The organism is Entomomonas moraniae (assembly GCF_003991975.1).
Taxonomy (GTDB): domain Bacteria; phylum Pseudomonadota; class Gammaproteobacteria; order Pseudomonadales; family Pseudomonadaceae; genus Entomomonas; species Entomomonas moraniae.
In genome coordinates this window covers 1,881,296-1,895,207 of sequence record NZ_CP029822.1, presented here as the reverse complement: position 1 = coordinate 1,895,207, position 13,912 = coordinate 1,881,296, and the positions used below count along the sequence as shown (strand labels likewise).

At 36.9% G+C, this 13,912-nt stretch carries 11 protein-coding genes; 4 read left to right on the top strand and 7 right to left on the bottom strand.

What is annotated here, in order from left to right:
- Window positions 1-37 precede the first annotated feature (37 nt).
- Both DM558_RS09025 and DM558_RS09020 read right to left on the bottom strand, forming a co-directional pair.
- A complete protein-coding gene (locus tag DM558_RS09025) occupies window positions 38-2,260 on the bottom strand; it encodes a TonB-dependent siderophore receptor (RefSeq protein WP_194295041.1) in 2,223 nt (740 codons plus the stop codon).
- Window positions 2,261-2,290: 30 nt separating this feature from the next.
- Window positions 2,291-3,232, bottom strand: coding sequence for an alpha/beta hydrolase (locus DM558_RS09020; protein ID WP_127163621.1), 942 nt, complete (start codon window positions 3,230-3,232; stop codon window positions 2,291-2,293).
- Window positions 3,233-3,378: 146 nt separating this feature from the next.
- On the opposite strand from DM558_RS09020, the gene DM558_RS09015 reads away from it, so the two are divergent.
- Window positions 3,379-4,392: a helix-turn-helix domain-containing protein gene (locus DM558_RS09015; RefSeq protein ID WP_127163619.1), complete on the top strand. Its 1,014-nt coding sequence runs from the start codon at window positions 3,379-3,381 to the stop codon at window positions 4,390-4,392.
- 405 nt (window positions 4,393-4,797) lie between these two features.
- On the opposite strand, the gene DM558_RS09010 is transcribed toward DM558_RS09015, so the two are convergent.
- On the bottom strand, window positions 4,798-5,868 hold the full coding sequence (locus tag DM558_RS09010) for an NADH:flavin oxidoreductase/NADH oxidase (protein ID WP_127163617.1): 1,071 nt from the start codon (window positions 5,866-5,868) through the stop codon (window positions 4,798-4,800).
- A 93-nt stretch (window positions 5,869-5,961) separates the two neighbouring features.
- Here DM558_RS09010 and DM558_RS09005 point away from each other — a divergent pair, with 93 nt between their 5' ends.
- Complete coding sequence (locus tag DM558_RS09005) at window positions 5,962-6,873, top strand: LysR family transcriptional regulator (protein WP_127163615.1); 912 nt, start codon at window positions 5,962-5,964, stop codon at window positions 6,871-6,873.
- A 155-nt stretch (window positions 6,874-7,028) separates the two neighbouring features.
- Here DM558_RS09005 and DM558_RS09000 read toward each other — a convergent pair whose 3' ends face one another.
- Complete coding sequence (locus DM558_RS09000; protein WP_127163613.1) at window positions 7,029-7,775, bottom strand: SDR family NAD(P)-dependent oxidoreductase; 747 nt, start codon at window positions 7,773-7,775, stop codon at window positions 7,029-7,031.
- A gap of 111 nt (window positions 7,776-7,886) precedes the next feature.
- Here DM558_RS09000 and DM558_RS08995 point away from each other — a divergent pair, with 111 nt between their 5' ends.
- Window positions 7,887-8,825, top strand: coding sequence for a LysR family transcriptional regulator (locus DM558_RS08995; protein ID WP_127163611.1), 939 nt, complete (start codon window positions 7,887-7,889; stop codon window positions 8,823-8,825).
- Between the two features lie 158 nt (window positions 8,826-8,983).
- On the opposite strand, the gene DM558_RS08990 is transcribed toward DM558_RS08995, so the two are convergent.
- Entirely contained in the window at window positions 8,984-11,236 is a 2,253-nt protein-coding gene (locus tag DM558_RS08990) for an ATP-binding cassette domain-containing protein (protein ID WP_127163609.1), read from the bottom strand.
- Window positions 11,220-11,663, bottom strand: a complete 444-nt coding sequence (locus DM558_RS08985; RefSeq protein ID WP_127163607.1) for a transcriptional regulator, SarA/Rot family — start codon at window positions 11,661-11,663, stop codon at window positions 11,220-11,222. The genes DM558_RS08990 and DM558_RS08985 overlap by 17 nt, the downstream gene beginning before the upstream one ends.
- 266 nt (window positions 11,664-11,929) lie before the next feature.
- On the opposite strand from DM558_RS08985, the gene DM558_RS08980 reads away from it, so the two are divergent.
- Window positions 11,930-12,550 (top strand): rRNA large subunit pseudouridine synthase E, encoded by a 621-nt coding sequence (locus tag DM558_RS08980; RefSeq protein WP_127163605.1) that lies wholly within the window; start codon window positions 11,930-11,932, stop codon window positions 12,548-12,550.
- Here DM558_RS08980 and DM558_RS08975 read toward each other — a convergent pair.
- Window positions 12,528-13,763, bottom strand: a complete 1,236-nt coding sequence (locus DM558_RS08975) for a BaiN/RdsA family NAD(P)/FAD-dependent oxidoreductase (RefSeq protein ID WP_127163603.1) — start codon at window positions 13,761-13,763, stop codon at window positions 12,528-12,530. The genes DM558_RS08980 and DM558_RS08975 overlap by 23 nt on opposite strands.
- Between the last annotated feature and the right edge of the window lie 149 nt (window positions 13,764-13,912).

Here is a 13,912-nt window from a genome sequence, read left to right as displayed (position 1 = left end):
GTGAGTAAAAAGGCACGGTAGAGTGCCTTTTATTGAGTTAGAATGAAGCGGTTATTGATGTAAAGTAAGTGCGTCCAGGTTCGTTATACGTATAAGCTCCTGCATCTTTACTGTTACCCTCACGGTATAAACGTTTATCAAACACATTATTGACACCCGCTGTTAGGCGTAAGTTTTTAGATAGTTCATAACTACCTGAAAAGCCAATCAGAATATACGGTGCGATTTGGCGTTGTCCATCTCTACCCACTGGCTTACCTTGATAATCAAGCTTAGGTGGTTTTTGCTTACCATACCATGTAGCCGTCGTTTGTAATGATAATGCTTCTGTTGTTTGCCAATCGAGTGTTGAGTTAATGGTGTATTTAGGAATAATAGAGAGGGGGTCTCCTGTGGTTTTGTTTTTTGATTGAATCATATACGTAAAGTTATTTGACCATTTTAGACGATCATGTAAAGGAATGGTCAAGTTTCCTTCGAATCCTTCAACTACAGCTTTAGGGACATTGCTCCATTTAAATATATCTGAGTCAACGTACGATCCAGTACCACCAGAGGCTATACCTACAATATTTTGGCCTGCTTCTATTTTGTTCTTATAATCATTTCTAAACCAAGTAATACCCGCTACCCAGTCATCTTTTTTATATTCTATACCCAGTTCTTTATTCACACTGGTTTCTGCTTTTAGGTTTTTATTCCCCATCAGATAACAACTGCCACCACCATTCCAACAACCATTACCACGGCTATAAAGTAAGTAGTTAGGGTTTGTTTGGTAGAGGTTGGGGGCTTTGTAGGCACGGGCAATACCTGCTTTTAATGTCAGAGTATCAGTGAGTTCTTGAGAAACATTTAAAGAGGGGCTCCAGTTACTTCCTGTTACTGTGTGGTGATCGTAACGTAATCCTGGGGTTATGATTGTTCCTGCAAAGGGCTCCATATTATTTTCAATAAATAATGAACTAATGGTCGCTGAAGATTTTGTGCTGCGGTTAGTGCCAGAAATACCTGCAACACTACCACCTTCTGTTGTGGTTTGTGTATTAGAGAAAGGATCATCCATTTTTTGCTCATTCCATTCTCCTCCTACCGTAAGTACTTGGTCAAACCCAATGTAGAAAGGAACACTGACTTCGCTATGAGCTGTTAAGTCACGTAGCTCAATAGTTCTAAAGACATCACTGTTAATACTGCCTTCAGGGCCTCCTGCTAGCCCTTCTTCGAGACGTTTGTTACGTGTTTTTTCGTACTGGAAAAAGCTCATAGAAGATAGTTTTTCCCATTCCCCGCGGTGAGTAATCGCAAAGTTTTGACGATACATAATATTCGTTTCATGACCAATCCAAGGCTCACGCTTTGCTTGCAAGGCGGCGGAAGCCGTATTATTCATACTATCGCCTGCATAGATATTACCCTGACGGCTAAAACCTGCGGTAAACTCTAAAGATTGTTCGGGCGTAAATTGCCATTTAAGTAACCCATTAATATCTTTGTTACGAACACCTTCCCGACCTGCTGTAATAAAGTTACCTACTGTATGATTTTTATTAATACCTAGATCATCTTTATCTGTTTTATTAAAGTTACCGTAAACACGGTATGAGAGTGTTTCAGCAAGAGGGCCACTTAACCCAAAATCAATACGTTTACTGGCACCTTCCTTTTTATGTTGTGGGAAGTTTTGATAAGCGGTTAGGCTACCGTGATGTTCTGTGGTTGTACTTTTGGTGATGATGTTAACCACACCACCCGCTGCTCCAGAGCCGTATCTTGCTGCCGCTGGACCACGCAGAATTTCGACCCGTTCAATTTGATCAACCGGCACCCAGTTAGTATCGCCACGTGTATCTCTGTCCCCACGCCAACCGTAACGTACAGCATTTTTGGAGGAAACAGGTTTGCCATCTACTAAGATTAATGTATTTTCAGGTCCCATTCCACGGATATCTATTTGACGATTATTCCCTCTTGCACCAGAGCCACTGTTACCTGTTAAGTTAACGCCTGGTTGTTTACGCAGTAAGTCAGCTATATCGTTCGCTGGTGGGCTTTTTTTAATATCTTCTGCGGTAATAATAGAGACCCCAGGCGCTTGTTTTAACTCTTCTTGTGCGGTGCCTAATACTTCTAGTGTATCGAGTTGAATGGTTTCATCAGACTCGGGTGAGCTACTATTGGCAGCCATAACAGGCAAGCAAATACTGGTGATTAAACTAAACATTAAGTTTTGTTTATTGACGTGTTTAGGGTAATGCATAAGAGTTATACCTTTTATCGAATAAAGTGATCAATGACTTTTTTTAAAAAAGTGCATGAGCGCTTGTTCTATAGCAAGAGGAATGACAGTTCCATGATTCTGATCGGGAAAAATAATAAATGCAGTTAACAACTTGTCTGGGGTAGCGCTATTAAGTTGGTTAGCTAATACGGTGGCATTGTTGACTTGTTTTCTTTTTATCAGTTTTTGTTTTCTTTCATTAGGACTGTTGTCGGGAGCTGTTTGCTCTAAACTACCTACACTTATAATAAATTTTGGTATAGAGCTAGAGGGGCTTGTATTACGCATAAATTGATCAACTGTTTGCATAATCACTTTGTTATCCCACCAAATAGAAGGGCTAGCAGCGTAGTAATACTGAAAGCTATCGGGTTGTGTAAAGCGAGTGTAGAGTGTGAATAACCCACCATAAGAATGGCCAAATATTGCCTGTTGTTTTGGGTTAACATGGAAATTTTGTTCGATAAAAGGCTTTAATTCTTTATTAATAAAGCTTAAAAATAAGGGGGCGCCGCCGCCATTTGCCTCACCCTTTATAAACGGATCGTTGGTTATGGTTGTGTTATGGGGTGGGGTGTAGTCTTGGGCACGTAAATTTATCCATTGCGATTGCTCGGTGTAATCAATGCCGACAATGATGATAGGTTTTATTTGATTCTCATTAATGAGGTTATCAGCTATTTTTTGAGCAAGAGGAAATGTTAAATGCCCATCTAATAAATAAAGGATTGGGAAACCTTTTTTAGGTGCAGGCTGATTAGGTGTATAAATTGAGAGGGCATATGACTGATGAGTGATTTTAGATTGCAGCATTACCTGTTTTATATGACTGTTTTCTATCTCTGTTGTCTTAGCTGATAAACTGGAGATTGGTTGAATTATAAACAGCATGATGAGTAAGAAATGACTTATCTTTGGCGTTTTAATGCGGATAAGATGATTTAAATCCATGGTTCTCTCAAAAAATTTATGTAAATGATAATTGTTATCATATAATAGAACGCTATTATTATTTATTTTTTTTATTTTTTATTTTGTACAAGCAACAAATTTGTTTGTTAAAAGAACATTAATGAAAATCTTTTCTAGGCATATTAATGACAGCTTCTTATTGTGATGGTGTTGTAAGTCGTAAACAGTTACTTGATTTAACTCGAGAAGTGGGGCGAGACTGTCATGTGATTGATAAACTAAACCCACAAGAAACCCCAATTTTCAAAGGGCAGTTTAATTTAATTAAGTTAAGGGATGGCTTAACACTGCATAGTGCAGATGGTTATGATGACCATAATTTAACCACACAAACGCAGATTAACCCTAGAATTGGCTTAATGTTATTTTTAAACGGTCAGTGCGATGCTTGCTATGGAGAACGTAAAATAACGTTAGGGGTTAAACAAAAGAAAAACCAAGTAATTGTCCCTGAAATGGTGTTGGTCTCTGTTAATCGCCAAGAAACCTTTAGTCGAGAGGCTCAAGAGGGGCGCTATTTAAAAAAAATAGTAGTAGCTATTGAGCCTGAGTGGTTAGAGAAAGGTGGCTTTGATGGGCTTGAAGGCTATCAAAAGGTAACTCAGTTTTTTAAGCAACATCTGGCGGTTGAGCGACATTTAATGACGCCACAAATGAGAAGTATTACAGAGAAAATCTTAAACCCTCCAGATACGCCTGCTTTTTTAAAGAATTTATACATTGAAGGGCTTACCTTAGAAGTGGTGGCAGAGGCATTTAAAGCGCTAACAACAGATCAATCTATTGTTGGGAGAGATAAATTACATCCCTATGAACGTAAGCGTGTTAATAAAGTATTAGAACTATTAGAAAACAGTACGGAGATAAAAGAGGTTTCGTTAGATCTTTTGGCTAAAGAAGTAGGCACAACCAGCAATACACTGCAACGCAGTTTTCGCCATGTCATGGGCATGACAATTTTTGATTATTTACGCTCTCATAAGCTAACCCAAGCCAAAAACGCCTTGGAAAATAATCAGGTCAATGTATTAGAGGCAGCCTTATTAGCAGGTTATGGCAGCGCGGCTAATTTTAGTACAGCATTTAAGAGGCAGTTTGGTGTATCGCCTAATCAAATAAAACGTTGCTATATAGGATAAAAATGACTAACCCATATATAATCAGAATCTTGGCTATAATTGAGTAGTTAGATCTGACAGTTGGTTAGAAGCAAGAAGGTTAAAAGTATGTTGTTGTAACGCGGAAGTTATGCATGATAGAGCACAAAAATTAGTTAAGATGACTTTACCAAACATGACGAGAGCTCAAGCAGGTCAAAAAATAGAAAAAGAAACCAACTACTCAAAAATAATAGTTACATGCATTATAAATACTAAATAATCACTTCTATTCAATGATGCCATTTTTTCAATCAGTGATTTACACACAAATAAAGGAGGGTGGCCTCCTTTATTTATGCGTGCTATGTCTATTATTAAGAACCAATATATTGATCCTTGTGGAGCAAGATTAAAGTAAAAATTATCCTTTAATCTCAAGAGTTATTATAAGAAACTGCCTTTATAGGATTCAGGCACAAATTCAACACCGTTGTTATCTTTAGCCACCTGATTGTATTGTGCATTTAAAAGCCAATAAGGATCACGTAATAAAGCTCGTCCTATAGCCACTAGTTCTATATTTTTTGAATTTAATACATGGTCAGCAACCTGTGCATCTTCCAGCATACCTACGGCAATAACAGGTAAGTTGGTTGCTTTTTTTACCGCTTCTGCTAGATATACTTGATAGCCTGCATTAAATACAGGTGTATGCTGTGGGTCTAGCTGGCCATCACCACCGCCACTTACATCTATCATGTCTACACCGGCCTCAGCAAAGCGTTTAGCTACTTCACAGCCATAAGCAAGGTCAAACCCATCTTTACCGTATTCTTGTGCTGAAATTCTAATAATTAAAGGCATGCTAGCAGACATAACGGCTTTAGCCGCTTTGATGACTTGCTCACCAAATAGCATTTTATCTTGCCCATACTCATCAGTTCGTTGATTAAGTTTTGGGGAATAAAATTGATGGATTAAATAACCATGAGCTCCATGAAGTTCGATGGCATCAAAACCTGCTTCAACGGCCCTTTTTACTGAGTCTTGAAATGCTTGAATATATTGGTGGATCTCTTCTTTAGAAAGCGCTCTGGGCTTTTTATAGGCCCATTTTCCATCTCCAGCATCCGCGCTACCTTCATAAATCATTTCAGAAGAAGAAACAACGTTTTCTTCGCCCAGCGCTTTTCGTCCCGCATGAGCAATTTGAATGGCTATTTTACTTCCATTTTTATGAACAATATCCACTATGCGTTTGAATTGATCACGTTGTGCATCGTTCCATAATCCTAAACAATTGGGGGATATACGGCCATTAGGTAAAATGTTTGTCATTTCAATAATAATTAGCCCAACCCCACCAACTGCACGTGAAGCATAGTGAACGAAATGCCAGTCATTAGGCATACCCTCTTTAGCTTGATATTGACACATAGGAGGCATAACAATGCGGTTTTTAAGTGATAAGTTTTTAATTGTATAGGGCGTCGTAAGGTGGCGTAGTTTAGCCATTGTTTAATCCTCATTAGAGTCATCTTGTTGTATTGAATCATAGAGCTGATTCTGTTATAAATCTAATTAATATTTAATATGATTGGTATAAATATGAATGATATTAGATCCCTTGATCTTAATTTATTAAAGGCATTGGATGCATTACTTGATGAGCGTAATGTGACTCGGGCAGCTGCTAGACTAGCATTAACACAGCCTGCTGTGAGTAATATGCTAAATAAGTTGCGTACGAAATTTAATGATCCTCTATTTGTGCGTGCACAACATGGGCTGATTCCAACCGATAGAGCGTTAGCTTTAGAAAAGCCAGTAAAGCGAATTTTATGCAGTATTAACGACTTATTACAACCTATTGATTTTGATCCCAAGAAGTTACAGACGACTTTTAAAATTGCTGCAAATGATCATGATATGCAAACAATTGGACTACCGTTTGTATTGACACTAAAAAAACAGTCCCCGCTTGTTAAAGTCTCTTTTTTATCTTTTCATCAACTAGATATTCACACTATGTTAGAACGAGGGGACTTGGATTTAATTTTAATTGACCCTGTGAACTCTCCTGAATCGTTACATAGTCGAATTTTATATAATGAGCGTTATGTTTGTATAATGCGTAAAGGTCATCCTGCAATTAAAAATGATGCGATAACATTAGATAAGTTTTGTGAGTATGAGCATGTTCTTGTTTCCTATATGGGTGGGATGTTTGAAGGTGTAACGGATGAGGCATTAGCAAAGGTGGGGCGTACCAGAAATGTTTCTTTATCTGTTACTAGTTTTTTATTATTGCCCAGTATCTTAAAGCACAGCGATTTTATAGCTGTCGTTCCTAAGCGGTTGACTTGTCATATGAAAGACTTAGCAATTATGGAACCTCCTGTAAATGTTAGTGGATATACTAAAATAATGGCGTGGCACGACAGAACGCACAATAATCCAATACAGCAATGGCTAAGAAACCTTATTTATCTTCAATTTAATGGTGAAAAGACAGAATGATAGTTTCTTTTTTTAGTAAATACCCATGACAATGCATTCCATAAAAAAGAGTATTTTTATTGAAGAAGTTAATCATATTAACTTATAGAAAGAGTTATAGAACATAGCGAGTTTATATACTCGCTACTTTTATTTAATGAGTTTTAGTTATTTTTCTACCAAACGCCTGCTGAAGCACCTCCATCTACTGCTATGGTAGTTCCTGTTACAAATTTACTTTTCGTTAAGTAGAGAGCTGCATCAACTATATCTTGAGGATTTCCTATTTTTTCCATAGGTGACATCTTAGCTAAGCTTTCTTTATCTTGCCTATTATTAATAGTATGAAGGGGAGTATCAATAACACCTGGAGCAATTGCATTAACTTGTATATTTGATGGGGATAGTTCTAGAGCCAATGCGCGAGTGGCTTGGTTTATCCCTCCTTTTACTAACACAGGCAATAATGCAGGTAACTTTGCATTAGGCTGAATAGCAATTGATGCAGTTATGTTAATAATATGACCTGAGCCACTATTAATCATATGGTTAGCAGCTGCTTGTGATGGGTAGATAAAGCCTTTCAAATTAGTATTGATAATGGTATTTATTTCTTCTTCGGTATAATCAGTGGTAGGTTTCGCAATAAATATTCCCGCATTATTGATTAATATATCCACTTTATTAAAATGCTGTATCGCTTTATCAAATAATTTTTTTGATGTTTCTGGCTTACCTATGTCCCCCTGAATAAGAAGTAAGTTGTTAGGATTTTCCAAACGGGCTGCCATTACCTCTAAATTGGTAATATTAAGACCATTAGCCACAACATTATAATCTAGCTCCAAATATGCTTTCACTAGGGCAGAGCCTAGCCCACCCGCAGCACCAGTAATGATAACTGTTTTATTTGAAATACTCATAATACTCTCCAGTAATGTATTTAATGTTAACCAATACTGTAATCTTTGTTTTAAAATTGAAAAATAAGCTATAATTAATTATAGTTTTTACATAATGTAATTAATGAAATTATGTCTCGTCTTTTTAAAGATTTTCAATTAAGTAGTATCGAACATTTCTGCCTAACTGTTGAGAAAGGAAGTTTTACTGCTGCTGCAAATATGATAGGTATAACACCGGCAGCTGTTAGCAGGTCAATAGCTCGTATAGAAGCTAGACTAGGCGTTCGTTTATTTGTAAGATCCACACGGCATTTACGTATTACATCTTTCGGGCAAGTTTATTATGAGCAATGCCGACAAGCCTTAAATCAGCTAAATGATGCAGAGCTTACTATTAAGAATGCCCAAGGCTCTTTGCATGGCTTGATTAGGGTAAGTGCGCCAACTCCGTTCACTCATTTTAGACTAATACCCTTTTTATTATTTTTCCAAGAAAAATTTCCAAATATCCATATTGATATACATTCAAGTAATCGTAATATAATTTTTTCAGAAGATAACTTTGACATAGCAATTAGGGGGCAGGAACCTAAAGACTCTAATCTGATAGCAAGAAAGTTAGAGGACTCGGCATTAATAGTTGTTGCTACACCTAATTATTTAAAAAATATGGGAGTCCCAGTTATTTTGGATGATTTAAAAAAACATAATTGCATTGAGTTTGAATTACCTAGTACTGGGCGTAAAGTATTGTGGCATTTCTGTGAAAAAGGAAAACCAATAGAATTAGAAATAAAGGGTAACTTTACTGTTCTTGATGATTTTTTAGCAACTAACGAATTAGTAAAAAATCATGCAGGCCTCATGCAAGTTTATCGTTTTTCAGTAGAGAAAGAATTAAAAAGTGGTGAACTGATAGAGGTTTTAAAAGACTTCAATGGAGCAACACGTCCATTTTTTTTATTATATCCGCACGCTAAATATCTACCCTTGTGTGTAAGGTTATTTATTGATAATTTAATAGAATATATAAATACTAAAGATCATGATTTATTCATGAGTGTGTGAAGGGCTTATTACAATAATTAATTGTTTTATACTCAATCAGTAACCCATAGTAGCTAAAGATGTTTTGGTACTAATAAAAAAAATAGTTGTTTGGCTTTTTTTTAAAAAATTATCAAACAACACGTCTAGGTTCTGTTCCACAAGCTGTGATTAGTAATTTATCGATTCAAAGTATAGTTTGCTAAATATTTAGCAGTGTAAGATTCCGTGTTTAACAATAATCCAGCTAAATAGCCCATATATAAGACCTTTCCACCTTGTGTTCCTCCATCAGGTCCCATATCAATAATCCAATCAGCATGGCACATTACGGAAAGATTGTGTTCAATAACAATGAGAGTTTTTCCTTCAGATATAATAAAATCAAATAGTTTGAGTAAATTTTTTATATCAAACTCATGCAAACCAGTACTTGGTTCATCGAGTATTAAAATTTTGGAGTCGGATAATAGCAATACTTTTGCAAGCTTTAACCTTTGTAGTTCGCCTCCAGAAAATGTATCTAGTGATTGTCCAAGTTTGATATAACCCAAGTTAACTTGTCCGATCATAGTTAATATTTTTTTTATTTTTTCGTTATTAAATAATTGCAATGCTTGTGTTGCTGTCATTTGTAAGACTTGATGTATACTGTAGCCTTTATAGGTGTAACTTAGAGCTTCATTTGAATACCTTGAACCATGGCACTTGTCACACTCAGACTCAACATCGCCTAGAAAAGCTAGATCGGTTTTTAAAATCCCCTTTCCCTTACAGAGGGGACAAGCCCCTTTACTATTAAAGCTAAAAAAAGCGGGAAGTTGACCTGATTCTTTGGCAAAAATATTTCTTATCTCATCAAATACATCTAAAAAAGAGGCTATATTCGAGCGATCACTGGCATGAACTCGGTCTTGATTAAGAAGTACACTCTGTGGGTATTGCTTCATAAATAATTTTGAAATAAGTGTGCTTTTTCCCGACCCTGCAACACCTGTAACAATTGTTAGTGCATGCTTAGGAATTTTTACACTCGCATTTTTAACGTTAAATAAAGACACTTGCTCAAGAGTGTAAAAGTCTTTAAATTCCATACGTTGCGCTTTTAAAGTATGTATTTCTCCTAGAGCCACCCCTGTTTTAGTGCGGCTAAGTAATAGATCTTGAAAATTGCCTTGAAAACAAATATGACCACCATTTTCGCCGGCTTCTGGCCCCATATCGATTATATGATCTGCTGCTTTAATGATATCTGGATCATGCTCTACAATGATGACACTGTTACCTCTTTGCACTAACTCTTTTAGTATGATGGTAACCCCATGTAAATCACGTGGATGTAACCCAATACTAGGCTCATCAAAAATATATAAAACATCACTTAAACTGCTGTTTAAATATTTGCTCATTTTTACTCTTTGTGATTCACCACCTGAAAGTGTTTTAGTCATTCTGCCCAATGTTAGATATCCTAAACCCAGTCTAATTAACGTATTGATTTGCTTTAAAATAAGTTTTACTAAATCATCAGTAATGGGTTTTTTTATCTGTGAAATAAAATTAAACAACTGAGTAAGTGGCATAAAAACACAGTCCCCAATAGACTTTTCTTTAATTTTACAAGACAAAATTGTTTCATTAAGCCTTTGTTCGTGGCAAATAGGACAAGGTTGTGATGTGATAATTTTTGCTAAGGCATCTCCATAACGATAGTTTTCTTTCTTGATGAAGGCTTGTTCTATTCGAGGGATTAAACCTACATACTTTGCAGTTTTATGCCATTGCTTGCTAGGGGCTGGAGGAGTTTGCTCTTTCCCCTCAAAAAGTAACTTTTTTTGGGCCTCACTGTATTTTCTTATAGGTAAGTCATTATCGAAAAATCCTGATTCTGTATAACGACCAAGTCGCCATCCTCCAGGATTAAATGTTGGAAATTTAATAGCACCTTCATTTAAACTTTTTGTAAAGTCAATGAGCTTTTCTAGGTCAATTTTTTTTACAGTTCCTAGCCCTTCACAGTGGGAACACATGCCTTGTTTATTATTAAATGAGAAAACCATGGAGTATCCTACAAAAGGAGTACCAATCCTAGAATAGAGCAGGCGTAATGAAGAATATATGTCAGTCATTGTTCCGACTGTCGAACGAGCATTTCCTCCCAGTTTTTTTTGATTAATGATGATTGAAACAGGAAGATTTTCAATGATTTCAACATTAGGTCTTTGATAATGAGGCAGTAAGTTTTGGATGTATGGTGAATATGTCTCGTTGAGTAAACGTTGGGACTCTGCCCCCAATGTGTCAATAACGAGAGAAGATTTTCCTGAGCCCGAAACCCCCGTGAAAACAGTGATTTTATTTTTAGGAATAATAAAAGAGAGATTTTTTAAGTTATTTTGTGTAGCGCCTACAATTTTAATCTGATTTTTCATATTTTACTCTCCTGCTTCTTAAGGCTTCGCTCAAACGGTTAGAAAGTTGGATGAAAATTGTTTGTTCTTCTTTACTCATTGTATTTCCAACAATTTGTGCTAAATCATTATGTTTAATATAGATGCCTTTTAGAAAATCAGTCCCTTTTTGGGAAATCTTTGTCAACAGCGATCTACTATCATCATCAGATCGATTTTGTTTAATATAGTGTTGTTGTTTTAGTTTTTTCAGTGATTTAGCAAGTTTGACTCTTGATATGCCCAATAATATACATAGCTCTGAAGGAAGCATATAGTCTACCTGAGAGAGTCTTGAGAGAATATCGTATTGCAGCCATGAAAGTTCTTCTGGATTAACTAAGTTTCTCTCTGCAACCAGCTCACATTGCAAGTGCATAACAGCTGTTTTTATTGATTCATCAATCATATTAATTATAAATATAGTTTCTATTTGGAAATTATATCGCTAAATTTTATCTTTTCCAAGTTTCTTATTTACTTTAAATTTTGATTTAGCTATAAGAGTTATGATATATCTGCGTATCGTTATTAGTGTGTAGTTAGATTTGATATAACTTTGCTACACCTACCCTAAAACCCTGTAAATACATATCTAGGCGATGTAGGATTTTAAATAATTCTCTTGTTCTATGGTATGATTGAATATTACTTTATTGGATATGTCTTAATTATATGGCTTTATCAAAACGTCCTTATTATAAAAAAACAGTTCATAAGAAAGTAACGCTTCCTGTGGAGAGTAAGTTATTACTTTTTAATAAGCCATTTGATGTGCTCACACAATTTACCGATGATTTAGGGCGTAAAACGCTTAAAGACTTTATCCCTGTTGCAGGTGTTTACCCTGCTGGGCGTTTAGACCGTGACAGTGAGGGGTTGTTGCTATTGACTAATGATGGTCGATTGCAAGCGCGTATTGCTGACCCTAAATTTAAATTGCCCAAAACGTATTGGGTACAGGTAGAGGGGGAGCCGACAGAAGTTCAACTCGAGCAATTAAGAAAGGGTGTTGAATTAAAAGATGGAACTACATTACCAGCACAAGCAAAGTGTATTGCTGACCCTGAATTATGGCCACGTAATCCCCCCGTTCGTTTTCGTAAAGCAATCCCTACCTCTTGGCTTGAGCTGACCATTCGTGAAGGGCGTAATCGGCAGGTGCGTCGCATGACTGCTGCTGTTGGTTTACCAACATTACGATTAGTACGGGTTAAAATTGGTGACTGGTCAATTGATGGCTTAGCACAAGGCCAATGGCGAGAGGTGCCCGCTATTTTGCTAACCAATCGATAATACCGAGTCCAGCACAGTAGCCCGTTGAGAAACAGCCTGTCAATAGATAGCCGCCTGTAGGTGCTTCCCAGTCGAGCATTTCACCTGCACAAAATACTCCTGAATGTTTTTTAAGCATTAATTGATTATTTAATTCGTTTAGGCAGATACCTCCCGCTGAGCTAATAGCTTCGGCAATCGGGCGTGGTTTTGTTAACGTGAGAGGGATAGCTTTTAATTTATCAGCCAAGGTTGTTATATCTTGCAAGGACTCTGAGGCTAATTCTCGGACTAATCCCATTTTGATGTCTTTTAAGTTGATCTGTTTGCGTAAAAAATTACTAAGTGATTGTTTGCTTTGTGGCTTGGTAAGTTTTGCTTGTAGTTCTTGTCGTGTGAGTTTAGGGAATAAATCTAGATATAATGTAACAGAACCTTGTTGGTTGATCGTTTCTCTTAGCGCTTGAGAGAGTGCGTAAATAGCACTGCCTTCCACACCATAACGTGTTAGCATAATTTCGCCCAGTTTATGGTGGTGATTACCCTGTTTATCTACGAAATAACAAGCAATTGCTTTAACGGGAATACCTGCGTAGCGCTCTGTAAAGATAGCAGACCAAGGAGCGGTTTCAAAACCACAGTTGGCTGGCTGCCAAGGGTTACATTGGATACTAAGTGTTTGTAGATCATTAATCCATGTTCCATCGCTTCCAAGTCTAGGATAGCTAGCTCCGCCTAGAGCTAAGAGTGTCGCATCAGGAGCGATGCATGAAATACCCTCGGATGACTGAAAGACGAGATGGTGGTCTTTATCCCAACCTTGCCATGTGTGCTTTAAATGAAACTGTACCCCTTGTTGACGTAGACGTTTGAGCCATGCCCTTAATAAGGGGGCTGCTTTCATTTCTTTTGGAAAAATACGGCCAGAACTACCTATGAAAGTATCAATACCTAGCCCATGACACCATTGAAGAAGTTGCTCCACACCAAATATTTGTAGAAAAGGGGTTAGACTATGTTTAGGTAGGTAGCGTTCACAAAACTGTTCATAAGGTTCTGAGTGGGTAATGTTTAAACCACCAATACCTGCCAGTAAAAACTTTCTAGCCACCGAGGGCATACGATCAAACACATGAACGGTTATACCTTGTTGACTAATGACTTCTGCCGCCATGAGGCCCGCAGGACCTGCTCCGATAATAGCAACAGAGGGAGAGTTTTTATCGTTTGTCATAAAAATGCCACAAATAATTTGTATGATACGGAGTGTTTCTATAGTCATATAAAAACAAACAGTAAGCTGAACAAAAGTTATATGCTAACATAATATTTAAATAGTAGAGCTGTTTTCGTTTATTCTGTGAAATATAAAAATAGGAATCG